This is a genomic window from Pseudonocardia oceanicola (assembly GCF_047200735.1).
Classification (GTDB): domain Bacteria; phylum Actinomycetota; class Actinomycetes; order Mycobacteriales; family Pseudonocardiaceae; genus Pseudonocardia.
The window spans coordinates 178,635-196,008 of sequence record NZ_JBJZON010000005.1 but is presented as its reverse complement, the minus strand read 5'-3'; the positions used below and the strand labels follow the sequence as shown (position 1 = coordinate 196,008).

General features: G+C 69.5%; 14 protein-coding genes. 8 read left to right on the top strand and 6 right to left on the bottom strand.

Annotated features, from left to right (window positions below; all coding sequences use genetic code 11):
* Positions 1-151: 151 nt before the first annotated feature.
* Positions 152-1,249, top strand: a complete 1,098-nt coding sequence (locus ACL02T_RS10490; protein ID WP_412830444.1) for a hypothetical protein — start codon at positions 152-154, stop codon at positions 1,247-1,249.
* A gap of 9 nt (positions 1,250-1,258) precedes the next feature.
* Here the strand turns inward: ACL02T_RS10490 and lnt are convergent, their stop codons facing one another.
* The 6 genes from lnt to ACL02T_RS10460 all read right to left on the bottom strand — a co-directional run bounded on the left by lnt (position 1,259) and on the right by ACL02T_RS10460 (position 7,947).
* Positions 1,259-2,716, bottom strand: coding sequence for an apolipoprotein N-acyltransferase (lnt, locus tag ACL02T_RS10485; protein ID WP_412830443.1), 1,458 nt, complete (start codon positions 2,714-2,716; stop codon positions 1,259-1,261).
* 236 nt (positions 2,717-2,952) lie between these two features.
* Positions 2,953-3,792 carry a glycosyltransferase family 2 protein gene (locus ACL02T_RS10480; RefSeq protein WP_412830442.1) on the bottom strand — a complete coding sequence of 280 codons (840 nt, stop codon included), beginning with the start codon at positions 3,790-3,792 and terminating at the stop codon, positions 2,953-2,955.
* Positions 3,793-3,982: 190 nt separating this feature from the next.
* Positions 3,983-5,251: a prolipoprotein diacylglyceryl transferase gene (locus tag ACL02T_RS10475; RefSeq protein ID WP_412830441.1), complete on the bottom strand. Its 1,269-nt coding sequence runs from the start codon at positions 5,249-5,251 to the stop codon at positions 3,983-3,985.
* Positions 5,252-5,624: 373 nt separating this feature from the next.
* Complete coding sequence (locus ACL02T_RS10470; RefSeq protein WP_412830440.1) at positions 5,625-6,464, bottom strand: cytochrome c biogenesis CcdA family protein; 840 nt, start codon at positions 6,462-6,464, stop codon at positions 5,625-5,627.
* Complete coding sequence (locus ACL02T_RS10465) at positions 6,461-7,090, bottom strand: TlpA family protein disulfide reductase (protein WP_412830557.1); 630 nt, start codon at positions 7,088-7,090, stop codon at positions 6,461-6,463. Before ACL02T_RS10465 ends, ACL02T_RS10470 begins: the two co-directional genes overlap by 4 nt.
* 179 nt (positions 7,091-7,269) lie before the next feature.
* Complete coding sequence (locus ACL02T_RS10460) at positions 7,270-7,947, bottom strand: chitosanase (RefSeq protein WP_412830439.1); 678 nt, start codon at positions 7,945-7,947, stop codon at positions 7,270-7,272.
* A gap of 814 nt (positions 7,948-8,761) precedes the next feature.
* Between ACL02T_RS10460 and ACL02T_RS10455 the strand changes: the two genes are divergently transcribed.
* The 7 genes from ACL02T_RS10455 to ACL02T_RS10425 all read left to right on the top strand — a co-directional run bounded on the left by ACL02T_RS10455 (position 8,762) and on the right by ACL02T_RS10425 (position 17,299).
* Complete coding sequence (locus tag ACL02T_RS10455) at positions 8,762-9,310, top strand: L,D-transpeptidase (protein WP_412830438.1); 549 nt, start codon at positions 8,762-8,764, stop codon at positions 9,308-9,310.
* Positions 9,311-10,811: 1,501 nt separating this feature from the next.
* On the top strand, positions 10,812-11,351 hold the full coding sequence (locus ACL02T_RS10450; RefSeq protein ID WP_412830437.1) for a L,D-transpeptidase: 540 nt from the start codon (positions 10,812-10,814) through the stop codon (positions 11,349-11,351).
* A gap of 100 nt (positions 11,352-11,451) precedes the next feature.
* Positions 11,452-13,119, top strand: coding sequence for a cytochrome c biogenesis protein ResB (gene resB, locus ACL02T_RS10445; protein ID WP_412830436.1), 1,668 nt, complete (start codon positions 11,452-11,454; stop codon positions 13,117-13,119).
* Complete coding sequence (ccsB, locus tag ACL02T_RS10440) at positions 13,119-14,138, top strand: c-type cytochrome biogenesis protein CcsB (RefSeq protein WP_412830435.1); 1,020 nt, start codon at positions 13,119-13,121, stop codon at positions 14,136-14,138. Before resB ends, ccsB begins: the two co-directional genes overlap by 1 nt.
* Before the next feature lie 642 nt (positions 14,139-14,780).
* Positions 14,781-14,999, top strand: coding sequence for a CbtB domain-containing protein (locus ACL02T_RS10435; protein ID WP_412830434.1), 219 nt, complete (start codon positions 14,781-14,783; stop codon positions 14,997-14,999).
* Between the two features lie 16 nt (positions 15,000-15,015).
* Positions 15,016-15,747 carry a CbtA family protein gene (locus tag ACL02T_RS10430; protein WP_412830556.1) on the top strand — a complete coding sequence of 244 codons (732 nt, stop codon included), beginning with the start codon at positions 15,016-15,018 and terminating at the stop codon, positions 15,745-15,747.
* A gap of 325 nt (positions 15,748-16,072) precedes the next feature.
* The gene (locus ACL02T_RS10425) at positions 16,073-17,299 is read left to right on the top strand and encodes an Nramp family divalent metal transporter (RefSeq protein ID WP_412830555.1); all 1,227 of its coding nucleotides are present in this window, start codon (positions 16,073-16,075) and stop codon (positions 17,297-17,299) included.
* Positions 17,300-17,374: the final 75 nt, after the last annotated feature.

Below are 17,374 nucleotides of genomic sequence, written 5' to 3'. Positions count from 1 at the left end.
GACAGGCCCGACCAGGACCGCATACCCCCAACAGCCACAGGTCCCGGGATCTCGTGTTGACGTCCCCCCCGCAACTGGTGTACGGATACCCCCTATGGGTACGGATGTCCGCGGGGAGAAGCGGCGCCGGAGCTCGGCGGGCGAGGACCTCGTGACCGCCGCGTTCGGTGCCTGGATGATCGTTGGCCTATTCGCCGACGGGTGGGCGCACTTCAACGTGCCCGGCCTGGAGTCGTTCTTCACGCCGTGGCACGGACTGCTCTACAGCGGGTTCGCCGCGGGCGCCGGGTGGCTCGGCGTGCTGGCCTGCCGCCATCGAGATGGGCGAGTCTGGTTCCGGTCGCTGCCTGCCGGCTACGGCTTGGGAGCGGTGGGCGTCGGGGTGTTCGGTTTCGGTGGATTGGCCGACATGGGCTGGCACGGGCTGTTCGGAGTAGAGGCAGGCCTTGATGCGTTGGTGAGCCCGACTCACCTGGTGCTGTTGTTCGGGGGCATGCTGCTCCTGACCACGCCGCTGCGGGCGGGCTGGGCACGGCCGTGGCCGAGTTCGGTGGGCGCCGCCCGGCTCAGGTTGCTGATCGAGCACCTCCCGCCAATCCTGTCGTTGGCGCTCGCTACTGCCCTGGCGGCGTTCTTCCTGCTCTACACCTCGGTGTTCTCCCGGCCTGTCGCAGCCGAGGCCTTGACCACCATCCCCGAAGGGATGCCCGGCCACGAGCAGGCCGAGCTTCCGGCCGGTGCGGGGCTCAGCGCCTATCTGATCACCACCGTGCTTGTCGTGGTGCCGCTGCTGCTGGCGCAGCGCCTCGACCGACGTCCACCTGGCTCGACGTTACTGGTGGTTGCGGTGGTCGCGTGGCTTTCGGCAGCGGTCGCGCCCACGGCCTATGGACTTGTCTCGGCAGCCGCGGTGACCGTCGCGGCAGGCTTGGTGGACATGGTCGTCGTCGGGCTTGACCGGCTGAACGCCTCAGCGATGACCCGGCTGGTGTTGTCCGCGGCTGCTGCTCCGGTGCTGTTGTGGCCGGCCCAGCTTGGTGCAGCGGCGGCCGTAGGGGATCTGGGTTGGCCGGTCGAGCTGTGGTCCGGGGTGGTCGTGCTCAGCGGCCTGCTGGCGGCTGCCCTCGCGGTCGCCTCCAGCTGGGGGGCTCAAAGCCCCCGCCTCGACAGCATCCGTGATGTGGCGCCCACCAAGGACACCGAGAACACGACGGGCATGCGAGAGGCGACAGCTGCAGAGGTCGTCTGATCGAGGAGATCAGATGCCGGGTCCAGATGCATCGGCCAGGGCTCGGGTACGCCGTGTCCGCACGAGCCGCCAGGCTGGAGCGGACAGCAGGAGTAGCCCGCTGAGAACGAGTACGGGGGTATCCGCGGCGCGGGCGTAGATCGTCTGTCCGGTGCGCAGCGACACCTGTTCGCGAAGGAGCGCCGGCGCGCCGAGCTGGCTGCGGACCCGCACCCCACCGTCCGGCTCGACGACTGCCGAGTAGCCGGTCGGCGCGGCCTGAACGACGGTCCGGCCGAACTCGATCGCCCGCATGCGGGCCGCGGCCAGCTCGATGGCGGGCACCTCGTCCGTGACGTAGGAGGCGGCGTTCGTGGGAACCAGGACGATCTGCCCGCCGCCGGCGGCGCCCTCTCGCACTCGATCGGCGAAGAGCACCTCGTAGGAGATGGCGATTCCCAGCGGTGCGGCCGATGAGTCGATGCGGGCCAGGCCCGATCCCGGTATCGCGTCCTTGGGGACCAGCTGGGTCAGCTCGGTGAGCTGGGCGAGTATGCCGCGGGCGGGGATGTACTCGCCGAAGGGCACGCGGTGCTCCTTCTCGTACCGGCCGCTGATGTCGCCCGCTCGGTCCCACAGGACCGCGAGGTTGCGGAAGCCGTCGTCGTAGCGCTCGACCACGCCCGCCAGCACTGGCGCGGCGAGCTGACGCGCCAGGTCGGCTGTTCGTTGATCTTCGGCCGTGCCGCTGATCGGGCCCTCGACGGTGATCACGTTCTCCGGCAGGAGGACCAGATCCGGAGATCGCTCGATGCCTTCGGCTACGGCGAACTGACGGTCGGTCGTGTCGTGGGGATCGGTGAACACTGCACGCAGCCCTCGGGGCCCTCCGCCTTGCACCGCCGCGATATCGAGGGTTCCGGCCGGATCGGTTTGGGCTATCCGGGCGAGGCCAAGCAGACCAGCGACAACGGCGACAGCGGCGGCTGCGGACAGAATGGTGTGCCTTCGGGCACGCCGTACCGAGCAGGCGGCCACCAGCGCCACCCCGGCCGCGGCGGCGACTCCGGTGACAAGCAGCGAACCGCCGAACGCGGCGACCGGAGCAAAGGGGCCACCAGGCTGGCTCAGGGACAGCGACGGCAGCGGAAATCCTCCGAAGGGGAACCGCGCCTGAACGGCTTCGACCACCACGAGGGCGAGCGGCGTCGTCCACCAGCCTCCGGCCCATCGGCCGCTGTTGGCAGCGGGTACCAGGGCCACCGCCAGGGCCAACATCATCGACTCGAGCAGTGCCACAGCGGCGTACCCGACCGGAGTGAAGTCGCTCAGCCAAGTCAGCGTGGCGGTGTAGAAGATCGCGCCGGTGAGGGCGCCCAGCGCCAGGCGAGCGCGGAAGCCGCGGGACCGAAGGGCGGCAGTCAACGCCGCAGCACCGAGAGGCAACATCGGCCACCAGCCGCGGGGCGGAGCACCCAGGGCCCACATGGCGCCGCCGGCCGCGGCGAACAGCGCCGCGGCGAGTGGAGACGACGGCCAGGTGAGCCGACCTGCTGCAGAGGACCGGCGAGGACGGCGTCCCGGGCGCTGCTCACGCCACACCCTTCGCTTGGTCTGACGCCGCAGCACCGGGACCAGCTGTGCAGCCGATCGACCGCGGGGCCGCGGCTCACCCTCGGGCGCCGGCAATGGCGAACCCGCAGACGACTGTCGGCACGCCTCGTTCACCTCATCGACCCAGTCGTGGTCGGCCTGTCCGCGCGTGTGTCGAGCGAGCTGCTCGTTGGTCCCGCCGTCCCGGGGCCCGCATGCACCGATCGCTGCCGGGTAGCGCGCCGTCGCTCCGCGGCCAGCGTGCGCAGGACGCGCAGGCCGTCGGCGAAGGTCCGCAGGTTGGTGACGCCGAAGTAGCGCTGCCGCTCGTAGGAGGGCACCTCGGTGACCCGCAGCCCCGCTGCCGCGACCCGACAGGCCAGCACGGTCTCGATCTCGAAGCCGTCGCCCCACAGCAGCAGCCCGTTATCTGTGGCCGGGGTCTCGATCGGCGGAAGCTGCAGCTGCGGCAGCAGGTCGATCCAGAAGGCGTTGTAGCCGTAGCAGAGGTCCGAGTGCCGGGTGCCGAACAGCGCGTTGGCCACGCCGTTGAGCCCCGCGTTGCCCGTCCGCCGCAGCAGGGTGATGTCGGCGCTGCCGCCGCCGCGCGCGAAACGGCTGCCCTTCGCGAAGTCAGCCCCCGCCTTCAGCGCCGCCACGAACGCCGGGATCTCGGCCGGATCGGCCGAGCCGTCGGCGTCGAACATCACGATGATGTCGCCGGTGGCGGCGGCGAACCCGCACGCCAACGCGTTCCCCTTGCCCTTGCGTGTCTGCTCGACGATCCGCACCCACGGCAGCACCTGCCGCGCGGTCTCCACCGTGCCGTCGACCGAGTTGCCGTCGACCACGATCACCTCGTGCACCGCGGGACGAATCGAGGCAATTGTGGGCAGAACGGCCTGCAGGTTGCGGGCCTCGTTGCGGGTGGGGATCACGACGGACACGCTCGGGTCATCGGACCGTCTCATCTGTGGTCTCCTCATGGGTGTGCGGTGGACGCAGCCGTCGCTGCGTCGCGGGCTGTGGCATGGGCGCTCGGTCGGACCCCGGAACGGGTCGGACGAGGCCGGCAGTCTGGGCGGGAGTAGCCAGCCGGCGGGAGTGGGCGACGGAGTGGCCCAGTGGGTGGCCAGCGGGGTGGGGGAGGGCTCAGGCCGCTCACCCGCCCGCTCCGCCGAGGACGCCCACGAGCACGGCACCGATAACGACGAGGACGGAGACGACGAGGACGACACTGCGGCCGTGCGCAGTGTGGCGAGGCAGGTCGCGCAGCGGGAAGAGGAGCTGACGAGCGGTGAGGTAGGCCGCCAACCCACCGACGAACAGCGCCCCACCGATCGATCGGTGTATGGCAGCGAGGACGAGCGAGACCGCCGTGGCGAGCAGCAGGGCCGCTGCGGACTCGTAGAGTTGGGTGGGCACCCTTCGGCGGCCGAGCTTACGGTCCGACGACCACAGACCCCATCGCGACGCGGTGGGACGCCCGGCACAGCATCCGCCGAAGAAGCAGCCCAGCCTGCCGATTCCCATGCCGAACAGGAGCGCGGGGGTCGTCGCATCGAGCAGGGTCGTGACCGGCAGCCCGACCAGCACCGAGCCGACGAGTAGCACGGCGACGGCCGTCAGGACGAACCCTTGGATGCACATCCCGCTGGTCATGCTCATCCAACCGCGCGCGCGGGCAGGATGCTCGATCATGTAGTAGACGCGCGCGCCCACCAGTCCGAGCAGACAGGCGATGAGCGACAGCGCCAGGACGGGTAGTGCCGGCAGGCCCAGGCGAACGGCGAACAGATTCTGGACGGTGAGGGCAACCGCGGCGCCGATGGCCACCAGGGCGGGCCATGCGCCTGGTCGCACGCCCGGTGCGCGGACTCTCACCACGGGCAGGAAACCGGTCTGTCCGACCGTGGCGGCGGCAGCCGGCGAGGGATGGCTCGGGGTACTGTTGGTGGCGGCGCTTGTTCGTGGCCGGGCGGTGATCTCCCAGTCTCCTGCCGGAATGTTCTCGATCCGTGTGGTGAGCGAAACCCGTCCACTGCCGGGCAGGACGTCACCGATGGTTTCGGTGGCTTCGAACGTGTCCGCTGTGCCAGGCTCCCGACCCGCCCCCCGCCGCCGCCCGGTGAAGGTCACCGAGAGGGGGTAGGGAGCGTCGGTGCTGGCGGGATCGGCGGCGGTGAAGGTGTAGGTGATCCCTAGCGCCTGCGGCTCGGCGTCGTTGAGTGCCGAGCACGTGACCCGGGTAGCTGACAGCGAGGAGGCAGTCAGCCTGATCGCGCCGAAGCTGCGGGCCGTGGTCGTGGAGTTTGCGCCGTCGATCGTGTCGACGGAGCGCTGCGCCGGCACCGGTGCCGGCTGCTGGGTACCGCGCTGTGGCGGCGGTGGTGTCGGCGCAGCTGGTGTCGATACGACCGGTGTCGCCACAGCCGGTCCTCGATCGGGTACGGCGTCGGCGTTCGTCGGCGCGGCGGTCGAGCTCGGGCTCCCGTCCTGTCGCTGTGGTTTTTGTCGGCCGCCGCCGGCTTGGTTGCTCGCTCCGTGAGCCTTCTGGGCGGGCTTGCGGCGCGCGGCCCGCTGAGCTCGACGGCGCTCCTGGCGGTTCATCGTTGGCTCCTGACTGGCGTGGGCGTCTGTGGTTGCTGCGTCATCGGTGGCGCATCGTTGAACGGCATCGCGACTGGGGGGGCGCTGCTCGAGTGCGCTTGAGTCCGCACCTTTTTGAATGGGCCTGGGGTGGCAGGCGACCCGAGGCGCCCCGGGGTGCCTGCAGCGCATGTGGCCGCTTCGGAGGGCAGTCTCAGAGGGGCAGGGTGTAGCCGGCGATCGGGCTGCGAAGCCACGCGATGAAGGCGCCCCACACACCGGTGACCAGCAGCGTGCCGAGCACGAGGAGCATGGCTCCTCCGACGAGCTGCAGGGCGCGGATATGTCGGCGCAGCCAACCGGTCGTGCGCACCGCCCAGCCGGTCCCGAGGGCGATCAGGACGAACGGGACGCCGAGTCCGGCGCAGTAGGCCAGAATCAGTAGCAGCCCGCGCACGGTTGACGACCCGAGCTCGGTGCCTGCGGCGAGGGCGATGACGCCAGTCAGGGTCGGGCCGAGACAGGGGGTCCAGCCCAGGCCGTAGACAGCGCCCAGGATCGGCGCACCGGCCCATCCGCGACGTGGCAGGCGGTGAATACGCACGTCGCGTTGCAGAGCGGGGATCCAGCCCAGGAACACCAGACCCATCAGGATGGTCAGCCCGCCGCCGATGCGCTGCAGCAGCAGCTCGTTGGTGATCAACCAGTCCGACACGCCGACGACGAGAAGTGCGCCGGTGGTGAACACGACGGTGAATCCGGCGACGAACAGCGCTGCGGCCCCGGCCAGACGCCAGCGCCCCGGGGCGCGCAGGCGGAGCGCGTTCGCGCTGCCGCTGCCGTTGCTTGCGGTGGCAGCTGCGGAATCGGTGCCGGCGTGGGGCCGATCCTCTGGCGGTGTCTGTACCCCGGCCAGACCCGCGAGGTACCCGATGTAGCCCGGTACCAGGGGGAGGCAGCAGGGAGAGGCGAAGGAGATCGCGCCGGCTGCGAGAGCCAGCCCGATGGCGAGAAGCAGGGGCCCGGAGATGGCGAGTTGGGTCAGCTCGCTCATGTTCCCGTCCGTCCCTGCTGCGTGGTCGCGGGCATGTCACCGGAGCTGCGCGGCTCAGCGGCCACCCGTTGGACAACGGGAAGCAGTTCTGCGACCCGTACGGCGGTCAGGAACACCGCCGCTACTCGGTGGTCACGGTCGAGCACGATCGTCGAGGGCACCGTGTTGCGCGGGAACCCGTTCAGAGCGACGAGGGACCGCCCGGGATTGTCGTACAACGACGGGTATGTCACGCCGCGGTCGAGGAGGAAGTCTCGGGCTGCCTGTCGATCGTCGCGGACGTCGATGCCCAGCAGAGTGACGCCGGATGACTGCGTCTGCTCGTGGACTTGCTGAAGTCCGGGCATCTCCTCCCGACAGGGGCCGCACCAGGAGCCCCACACGTTCAAGACGACGACCTGTCCGGTGAACTGGGACAGGCTGATCGTCTGTCCGGGCTGGGTCAGGTTCTCGCCCGACATTTCCCTCACGTAACCACGATCACCGGGCGGGTCGTAGAGGATACGTGTCTGCCCACCTGGGGCGGTGAAGGTGAACTCCTTGATCGTGCTGGGCGCAGAGCCATTGGGCTTGGCGAATGAGCAGGCCGTCAGAGTAAGGCTGGCCGCCAGCAAAACGGTCACGATCCGACCCACGCCGCGACGATGATCTCCGCTTCCAGGGCTCGACGAGGACGCCAGGGACCGCGCCGGCGGAGCAGCCAGCGGGCTTCGCGGCCTCGCCCGCCCCACGGGTCGGCGGCGCGCCGAAAGGAGCGCGGTGAACCCGGACCGACGGCTGCCTGTGGCTGTGGCGGGCTGCGTGCTCACCGGATCTCCACCGGCGTGCCGAACGGGTTGACCTTCAGGGGCAGGTCGAGGTTGAGGTTGCTCTCGTCGAGCAGCGCGTGCAGAGCGTCGACCCGGCCCACGGAGGCCGCCCAGGCCTCCTGCGTGTCCGGATTGCTGGGTTGCTCAAGGGTGGCTCGCCGGCGGTTGAGGAAGGCTTCCAGCCAGAGGGTTTCCTGGGTACCGGCGGTGGGGAGGCCGCCCGCTTCCTGGGTAGCGCGGTCGGCGATCGCGGCGAGACTGTCCGGCCCCACGTTGACGCCGTGCTGGACGGCGGTGTCGTAGAGCGCGAGGCGCGCGAGGGGACTCTCCAGACCGAGCTGTTGGGCGAGGTCGAGGGCCGGGCGATAGTAGTTCGTGTCGACGACGGCGTCTTGCGCCGCCCGGAACTGCGGATCGGCCGAAGCTTGCACCCATGCCTGCGGCAGGCCTTCCAGGCTGGCACGGCTGTCCGAACCTTCAGAGGCCAGCTGCATCAGGGTGGGCAGGAAGGAGGCCAACGGGTTGATCGGTGCAGCTTCGGTATAGCGGCGCACGACCTCGGCCATGTCGCCGCACGCGGAGCAGAACCCGGCCCGGCCGGCCGTGTAGCCGCGGCCGTCCTGGAGGTCCTCGATATAGCCGTACTGAATGTCGGGGACGCCGTTCTCGAACACGCTGATGATCTGGTCTGCGGTCCGCCGCTCGGGCCCGGAGTCCGTGAGAGTCGGCGGAGCCGCGTCGTGTGACGGGGGCCTTCCGGCAGTGGACAGGACAATCCCTACGCCGACCGCCCCGGCCAGCAACAGCGCAGCTCCCACAGCCAGGAAGACCGCGGCGCCACGGTAAGACCGACCTGCGGGTCGCGGGGTTCGCGGATCATCGGTGTCGAAGCGTGCGTAGGGCGTCGCAGCGTGTGGCGCTTCTGACGCGGTTGGTTGTCCGCGTTCTGGTCGAGACATCAGGGAGCTCCTGTTGCGGGGGTTCGGGCTGAGCGGCGGCTGCAGACAGTCGGCGGTGAACAGCAGGAGGGCGGACGGCTCACACCCGGGGGCGAGGCCCCGTAGGCGCGGTCATCCTTCGGGTTGATCTTGAGCGCGACCACCTTCTGCAGCCGCTGTGAGGTGGCGAGCGGGACGGCACCCGGCGGCTCCGATGCCTCCGACGTGCTTGCGCAGGTCCTGGCCGAGGTCCTCCTCGCGAGACCGGTGCAGGACACCGTCAGTGAGCAGCACGGGGGCCTCCTCGCCCCGAAGGAGGCGCTGGGCGTCGGCACCCTCCGAGAGCGAAAAGCGTCGCGCCCTCGCCAAGGGCGGGGTGCCATGGCGTTGAGCTGCCTCTTCATCGCGCGCTGCTTCCATCATGGCAAGGGCTGGGCCACACCCGCTGCGATCGGGACGGGAACACGCAGCAACCGGTTGCGTCACTTTCGTGACCGTGTCTCGTTACAGCCCGTGCATACAATCGTTCCAGGTCAACGGGAGACCGACCATGATCGAACGTCGTCACCGCTTCGACGTCCCGCCCAGGCGGGGACGGGTCACAGGCCTTCGGGTGGCGGCGGTGGCGGCCCCCCTGGCCGTCGCCACCCTCGTGCTGGGAATCATTACCGGTGTAGCCACCGCCGACGTACCGGCGGCGGCGGTTCCCTACACGCCAACATCGGGAGCCGACCGTCAAGGGCTGGTACCCGGCACGCCGTGTTCCAGCACGGCCCGCGCCTGTGTGGATCTCGCCTCGCACAATGCGTGGCTGATCCGCGACGGGAAGATCAGCCGGGGACCGGTTCGCTTCGTCGACGGCGACTCCGCCGACCCGACCCCCCCGGGGACCTTCAAGGTCGAATGGAAGGCTCGCGAATACACCAGCCGCGAGTACGGCACCCCGATGCCGTACTCGGTCTTCTTCGCCCCAGGCGGGATCGCCTTCCATCAGGGAGGGCAGACCACGCCCTCGGCTGGATGCGTCAAACTCGAGACCGCAGACGCCCGCGCCTTCTTCGACGATCTCCAGGTCGGCGCCGAGGTCCAGGTCAAGTAGGACCACCTCCGTCTCCCTTCCTGTAGATCGCGCTCCCCATACCAGGCTCTACTATCTCTGTACGTAGATAGTAGAGCCTGGCACCTAGTGCACCTGACGGAGGGGAGGTGCTGGCTGGCTTCGCGGCGCCTCTGGTGCGCGCTGCCACACGACCCGCTCCTAGGGAGGGCGCTCGTGGAGGCCGGCGCGTCGAACCGCCTCGCGCATCGTCAACGCATCCATTGTGGGACTCCTGGTCGAGACTATTCCTAGCTGGCACTTTCCCGCGAGTCCCGGTGGCACGCAGCCCGACTGCCTGCGCTAGTGGTGTCGTCAGCGGGTCAGCGCTGTAACCGTCGCCTGGCTAGCCAGCGGAAGAAGATGAAGAGCTCCTTGAGCTCGGCCCGCAACCCAGCAGACAGCGTTGGATGCTCCTTTCCGCGGGCATCGACGAAGGGCTGCCGAGTTTGATTCTTGTCCATCACGTACTCCTAGACCTGAGATGACTAATGAAAACCGCGGACACGAGTGACTCAAAGCGTGCGGCCGCCAAGGACGTCAAGCCGATAGTCCGCTCTCTATAAAGAATCAGACGAAATCGCGAGTCTTCCCTGTGTCCTCAATTCCGCATAACGCAAAACCGGTAGATCTGCTCCTCCGCGGCGAGATGAGTGGGACGAGGCGCGACGGCGGGCAGGTCGCAAGCCGGGGTCAGCGCCCGTGCTTGGCTCGTCGGTCCAAGAGCGAGCTCAAGGCTGGGCTGGTTTCCCGTCGGCAGCGCGGACGGCGAGCTCAACTGGCAGGAACCCAACGCTTGGCCGCCGGAGTGGCTCGTGCCCTCAAGCGGAGCCGCAGAGTTCCGCGTCGCCGGCGAGGAAGCGAGTGCTGCAGATGACACCGAAGTGCTCGACGTCGCGCTGCTCGCGGTGGTCGCAGCTGCCGCGGGCGACGCCGCCGCTTCTGCGGACGGGCAGTGGTACGACAGGAGTGCGGTGACTGCGAGGACGACCGCCGCGCTCAGCAGCAGCAGCCCGAGGCCTTGATACGTGGCTGCCGAGATCGCCAGAGCAGCACGGCTAACCGCAGACCTTCCGACCACGGGTGGCAACGTACGGAACGGTCCCTGTGTCGACGCTGAGCCTCGACCGCTCCCTGCAGACGGCCCTTCGGTGCGGATGATGTCGCGAATCACGCGGCGTTCCGGGTGCCACCGCCGAGACTGCAGGCCTGCCTGCCGGTCTTCCTGCTCGGCCAGGATCTGCGATCCAGCACCTCAATGCCGCCGTTGCCGCGCAGCGATGAGCGGGGGAGGACGTGTGGTACGCACGCCTCCCCACCTGCGGGCCGGTGAAACACCCGGGCTCTTCTCCGACCTTGCTGACACTTCGCCCGCGTGCTCCTCTACAGTCTACGTACCTCGATAGTAGGTGCTAGCCGGTGAACCGCCGCGAACAACCAGCTCGCACGAAACCGCTCGCCGACTGTCCCCGACAGTCGGGAGCTCACAGCACGCGGGAGAGCGATGCTCCGCAAGCGGAAAACACTGTTGATCACAGGTCTGGCGCTGATGGTCCTCTCGAGTGTCGGCCTGGCGGGCCAGGCCGCCGCCGGGACGTCCGCGGCCGACGCAGCGCACGCTCAACCACTGACACCTGGCACACCATGCTCGATCACGGCACGATCCTGCGTGGACCTCGAAACCCAGCAGGCCTGGCTCATCCGAGAAGGCCAAGTGACGCGGGGCCCCGTCCGGATTGCGTCGGGCGGGAACGGGCAGGAGACACCCATTGGTCATTCCCTGCGGGTCTACCGCAAGGACAAGGACCACAAGAGCCAGGAGTTCCGCCTTCCGAACGGGGATCCCGCCCCCATGCCCTGGGCGGTCTTCTTCGAAGACGGAGGGATTGCCTTCCACAGCGGCGACCCCGCACGGTCCTCGGCGGGCTGCATCCGGCTTGAGCCCGCCGACGCGGAAGCCTGGTTCAACGATCTCCAGATCGGTGATCAGGTCCAGGTGGTCAAGGGCTCTCAAGAGCGCGCTGAGCGTGGCCTGACGGCCTGACTACGATGTTGATCACGCATCCCAGAGGACAGGTCGCTGGCACGAGTCCTCGGCCCGGCACTCCCGCCGCCCTGGAAGCCGCCGACGTGAGTGACCGCCGATGAGCAGCCCGCCCACCGCGCCCCCCGCCCCGCCCGAGGCCCCGCCGCAGCCACCCCGCCGGCCCGGCGGCGGGCGCGCCGTCCTCGCCCTGCTGCGCAACGCCTGGCGCGGCCTCACCAGCATGCGCACCGCCCTGGTGCTGCTGTTCCTGCTGGCCCTGGCCTCGCTGCCGGGCGCGCTGCTGCCGCAGCGGTCGCTCAACCAGCAGCTCGTCGACCAGTACTTCGCCGACTACCCGCGGCTGGCCCCGCTGCTCGACAAGGTCGGCGCCTTCGAGATCTTCGCGACGCCCTGGTTCGCCGCGATCTACCTGCTGCTGATAATCTCGCTTGTCGGCTGCCTCACCCCGCGGTCGCTGGAGTACCTGCGCGCGATGCGGCAGAAACCCGTCGCCACCCCGCGGAACCTCGCCCGCATGCCGCACCACGCCGAGGGCGTCGTCGACGGCACGCCCGACGAGGTCCTCGGGCGGGTCCGCACCGTGCTGAAGGGCTGGCGGCGGACCGAGCGGGACGAGAGCGGCGCCCGGAGCGTCTCGGCCGAGCGCGGCTTCCTGCGCGAGACCGGCAACCTCGTCTTCCACGTCAGCCTGGTCGGGCTGCTCGTCGGGATCGCCGTCGGCAAGCTGTTCGGGTACGAGGGCCAGGTCATCGTGCTGGCGAACGGCGGCCAGTTCTGCAACACCTCGATCCTCGGCTACGACTCCTTCCGCGCCGGCCTGCGCGTCGACGGCACCGAGCTCGACCCGTTCTGCATCAAGGTCGACTCGTTCACCGCCGAGTACCTGCCCAACGGCCAGCCCGAGCAGTACACCGCGCAGCTCGGCTACCAGACCGGCGACGACGTCCGCTCCGGCAGCGGTGCCTGGCGGAGTTACCGGCTGCAGGTCAACGATCCGTTGCGCCTGGCGGGTGAGCGGCTCTATCTGCTTGGTCACGGCTACGCGCCGCGGTTCACGGTGACCTGGCCGGACGGGCAGCAGCGCACCGGCGAGATCCAGTGGCAGCCCGTGCAATTGCAGACGTTGTTGTCGCAGGGGGCGACCAAGTTCGAGCGGCCGGGGATCGCCGACGACGCCACCCGGCAGAAGAGCTCGATCGCGATCACCGGCCTGTTCGCGCCGACGAGCTCGGGCGGCCAGGTCGTCACCTCGACCTTCCCGGACCTGCTCGCCCCCGAGGCGGCGGTCGACGTCATGCGCGGCGACCTCGGTCTCGACGACGGCCGCGGCCAGTCGATCTTCTCGGTCGACCAGGCGAAGGTGGACTCCGGCGAGCTGGTCCGGGTCGCGCGGGAGAACATGGTTCCGGGCCAGGAGATCACGCTCGACGACGGCACCAGGGTCCGGTTCGACGGCGTCACCCAGTGGGTGGCGCTGCAGGTCAGCCACGACCCGGGCCAGGTCACGGTGCTGGTGTTCGCGATCCTGGTCCTGCTCGGGCTGGGGCTGTCGCTGTCGGTCAAGCGGCGGCGGTTCTGGGTGCGGGTGGTGCCGGCCGACGACGGCCCCGACGGCCGGGCGCGCAGCCGGGTCGAGCTGGGCGGACTGGCCCGGACGGACCGGGCGGGGTACGGCGAGGAGTTCGACCGCCTGCGGGCGGACCTGCTGGAGCCGACGGCTGCGGCCGCGGCGGCGCCGGCGACGACGAGGAACGGTGGAGACTGATGCCGGTCGATCCGATGCTCTCCGAGTACAGCGACCTGCTGTTCAAGGGAGCGCTCACGGTCTACGTGCTCGCGATGGTGTTCCACGCCGTCGAGTACGTCTCGAGCCGGGCGCGGGTGCGTACGGCGGTCGCCGAGGCCGAGGCGGCGCACGAGCCCGCCGCCGTGGGCGCCCGCGGCACGGGCAGCGCCGACCTCGGGGCGATCAGCGAGGAGAACGCGGACGTCCCGCCGCCCCCGGCGAAGGCGCCGAAGCCCGCCCGGTCCCGGGCGGACCGCTTCGGCCGGATGGGCGTCTCGCTCACCATCCTCGCCGTCCTGCTGCACCTCGGGTCGATCGTGCTGCGCGGGCTCGCGACCACGCGCTGGCCGCTCGGCAACATGTACGAGTTCACCTCCGCGGTCTGCCTCGCGGCGATGGTGGCGTGGCTGGTCGTGCTGCAGCGGACCGCGAAGCGCACCCGCGGGCTGCGCAAGCTCGGGGTGTTCGTGCTGGCCCCGGTGCTGATCCTGATGTTCCTGGCCGGCACGGTGCTCTACGCGCAGGCCGCGCCCGTCGTCCCGGCGCTGCGGTCGTACTGGCTGGCCGTGCACGTCACCACGGTCACGCTGGCCTCGGGGCTGTTCTTCGTGCCGGGCGTGGCGAGCATCCTGTACCTGATGAGGCGGTCCGGGAAGCCGGCCGGGTTCACGGCGAAGCTTCCCGAGGCCGACGTGCTGGACCGGCTCGCGTACCGGGTGACCGTCGTCGCGTTCCCGATGTATACGTTCGCGGTGATCGCCGGGGCGATCTGGGCCGAGGCGGCCTGGGGCCGGTTCTGGGGCTGGGACCCGAAGGAGACGGTCGCGTTCGTGGCCTGGGTGATCTACGCGGCCTACCTGCACGCCCGGGCCACAGCGGGCTGGCGGCACGTCGGCGCGGCGTGGATCAACATCCTCGGCCTGTCCGCGATCATCTTCAACCTGTTCTTCATCAACATGGTGGTGGCGGGCCTGCACTCGTACGCGGGCCTGACCTAAACGGACCGCGATGTATGCGATGGAAGCGGGGCTTTTGCTCTCGCTGCAGGCAGACTGCGCCCTCGGGCGGGCCAGCATCGGGCGCTCCGAGAGGACGCAGAACGGCCCTCCGGGATGGCCATTGCAGCCCACCGGTGGGTCTGGACCCGGAGCAGCAGCCGGCCGCTGCGTCCGCCGCACTCGGGGACACACCGGTTTCCGCGGCAGCCGAAAAATCACCGGCGCCGATGACCTGGCTGATCGTCGAGCTAAACGCCTTCGCCGATCTTCAACTGTCTGACCGTGGGCGTCTGGTGTCAACGTCACTACGACGACCGATGATCACGCCCCCACGACGACTGATCGCCTGTCCACACCTCCGACATGCTCGGGGTCGGTCGACATGCTGCTTTCAGTCGCTCTCGACGTGTCATGGGAGATCGAGAGGACCGAGTACCTGGCCGAAGTGCAGGATCCGGAGCTGGCGAACCGGCGCGGCATACCAGAACGTGCGCACTGCGCCGGGCCTCGGACACACCGCGCCCCGCCCCGCCCCGCGGCTCCTGCTGATGAACAAGGGCCCACCAACCGATGCTCTTGACTGCCGGCCCCGGGTGACACACCCTACAGTTGAGCGGTTACTCAACTGTACAGGAGCTTGCGATGTCCCAAGGCGCTTCTCTTCCGGGCCGCCCCGTCGTGGCCGTGCAGGCCGTTCCGCTGCGCGAGCTCGTGCCATGGGCGGTACTCGCGGGTGTGGCTCTGCTGGCGCTGCTGTATCTCGTCGGCGTGGACCAGGGGGCGACCTCCGTGTTCCCGGGGCAGATGCTGCACGAACTCATGCATGACGGCCGGCATCTGCTCGGCTTCCCCTGCCACTAGGAGCGTGACCACAGTGATGGGTCCGCTGCTCGTCCGCGGCATGCTCACCGGCGCCGTAGCGGCCCTTGCGGCCTCGGTCTTCGCCTACCTGATCGGTGAAGGTCCGCTCGAGGGTGGTATCGCGTACGAGAACGGCCTCGCCGGGACCGTCGGAGAGGATGGCGGTGCGGAACTTGTCACCCGCGGTGTCCAGAGCACGCTAGGGCTCGGTGTCGCTCTGCTGGTCTACGGCGTGGTGCTCGGGGGCATCTTCGCGCTGGTCTACGCCGCCGTGCACGGCCGTCTCGGCCGCACGAATCCACGGGCGACGGCTGGCGTTCTGGCCGGCGCGGGATACGTCGTGATTGTCCTCGTACCGTTCCTCAAGTACCCATCGAACCCGCCAGCATCAAGCGTGGATGCGACCATCGGGGCACGTACCACCGGGTTCGTTCTGATGCTCGCGCTCTCCGCGGCCGTCGCCGTCGGCGCGGTGGTTCTCGGGCGCGGGCTGGCGAGGCGAATCGGCGCGTGGAACGGGGTACCGCTGGCGGCGCTCGTCTACGTCGTGGTCGTGGGCGTGGGCGGAGCCCTGCTGCCCTCCGTAGCGGAGACGCCGGAGAACTTCCCGCCCTCCGTCCTCTACGACTTCCGGGTCGCCACCCTCGGCATCCACCTGGTGCTGTGGACGGTCGTCGGGCTGTTGTTCGGTGCGCTGGTCGACCACGACCATGCCGTTCCTTCCGTTCCCTCCGTCGCGGAGCGTTGATCCTCGGGCTCGCACGGGGGTCTGCCCCGAGGGCCACGGGCGGCTCGTCGGCTCCGACGTGCGCAGCGCGGGTTCTTCGCCGCCGCCGGGGCAGGTCATCTCAAGTTGGAGCAGTGGCTACCAGAGGCTGTTAGAGTCCTCTACTGTCGTTGACGTGGATCCAGCCCGCTCGAGGCGCTATAGCTCCACCGAGCAGGCAGACCAGCCAGAGGGACTCCGGCTCGGGGCCGGCTCGACGGAGGCACCAGCTGCGCACAACTCGTCTCACGGGCATCTAGCTCAGGCGGAACCTCGACCCGCCAGCGCGTTTGCCGAAGAGCCACGACTGCACCAGCTCAATCGGCTTCGAGCCGGTATGCGGGTGGCAGGCCCCGCGTTCGTGGCCGCGATCGCCTATATCGACCCCGGGAACTTCGCCACGAACTTCGCCGCGGGCTCGCGGTTCGGCTACCTGCTGTTGTGGGTCATCGTCGCGGCGAACCTGCTCGCGATGCTGATCCAGACTTTGTCGGCGAAGCTCGGCCTGGCCACTGGCCGCAACCTGGCAGAGCAGTGCCGCGTGCATTTCCCCCGCCCGGTGAGCTGGGGGATGTGGGTACAGGCGGAGATCGTCGCGGTCGCCACGGATTTGGCTGAGGTGTTGGGTGGGGCGATCGCTCTGCAGTTGCTGTTCGGCATACCGCTTTTCACCGGTGGGCTGATCACCGGAATCGTGGCCTTCGGGCTGCTTGCGCTGCAGAGCCGCGGCCATCGCCCGTTCGAGCGGGCAGTGATCGGACTGTTTCTGGTGGTCCTGGTTGGGCTGCTCGCCACGCTCTGGCAGGTTGACCTCTCTCCTGGAGACGCCGTGGCCGGGCTGGTGCCCGGGTTCGAGGGCGCTGACAGCCTGCTGCTGGCGACCGGGATCCTCGGGGCGACCGTGATGCCGCACGTGATCTACTTACACTCAGCGTTGACCCAGCGCCGGCTGCGTCCGGCCGGGCCGCAGGAGCAGGCGTTCATCGCGCGGGCCACCCGCCTCGACGTCCTGGTCGGCATGGGCACGGCAGGCGTGGTGAACGCCTCGATGTTGCTGATCGCCGCGGCCGTGTTCGCTGGATCGGCCCTTCCGAACACCGACACACTCGACGGCGTGTTCATGGGTCTCGGGGTGGCGGTCGGCCCGTGGGCCGCTCTGGGCTTCGCGATCGCCCTGCTGGCCTCCGGGTTCGCCTCGTCCGGTGTGGGCACCTACGCGGGCCAGGTCGTAATGCAGGGCTTCATCCACCGCCGCATCCCGCTGCTGGTCCGCCGGGGACTGACCCTGGCGCCGGCGCTGGTCGTCCTCGGCCTGGGGGTAGAACCGACCGAGGCGCTGGTCTGGTCCCAAGTCGTGCTGTCCTTCGGCATCCCCTTCGCCCTGGTGCCGCTGGTCATCTTCACCCGACGTCGCGACATCATGGGCCCTCTGGTCAACCACCGGCTGACCACCGCCGCCGCGGTCATGGTCGCGGTCCTGATCATCGGCCTCAATGTCTTCCTCCTCGGCGAGCTGTTGCTCCTCGGAAGCTGAGGACGAGCGCAGCGAAGTCCTTCACCACGGGTCGCACCCGAGCCGGCACGCACACCCCGCTCAAAGCAAGGAGCG

Excerpts from the sequence above, each read along its gene's own strand:
- ACL02T_RS10455 (WP_412830438.1), top strand. The coding sequence starts at position 8,762 with ATGATCGAACGTCGTCACCGCTTCGACGTCCCGCCCAGGCGGGGACGG.
- ACL02T_RS10430 (WP_412830556.1), top strand. The coding sequence starts at position 15,016 with ATGGGTCCGCTGCTCGTCCGCGGCATGCTCACCGGCGCCGTAGCGGCC.
- ACL02T_RS10470 (WP_412830440.1), bottom strand. The coding sequence starts at position 6,464 with ATGAGCGAGCTGACCCAACTCGCCATCTCCGGGCCCCTGCTTCTCGCC.
- ACL02T_RS10480 (WP_412830442.1), bottom strand. The coding sequence starts at position 3,792 with ATGAGACGGTCCGATGACCCGAGCGTGTCCGTCGTGATCCCCACCCGC.
- ccsB (WP_412830435.1), top strand. The coding sequence starts at position 13,119 with ATGCCGGTCGATCCGATGCTCTCCGAGTACAGCGACCTGCTGTTCAAG.
- lnt (WP_412830443.1), bottom strand. The coding sequence starts at position 2,716 with ATGTGGGCCCTGGGTGCTCCGCCCCGCGGCTGGTGGCCGATGTTGCCT.
- ACL02T_RS10450 (WP_412830437.1), top strand. The coding sequence starts at position 10,812 with ATGCTCCGCAAGCGGAAAACACTGTTGATCACAGGTCTGGCGCTGATG.
- ACL02T_RS10435 (WP_412830434.1), top strand. The coding sequence starts at position 14,781 with ATGTCCCAAGGCGCTTCTCTTCCGGGCCGCCCCGTCGTGGCCGTGCAG.
- resB (WP_412830436.1), top strand. The coding sequence starts at position 11,452 with ATGAGCAGCCCGCCCACCGCGCCCCCCGCCCCGCCCGAGGCCCCGCCG.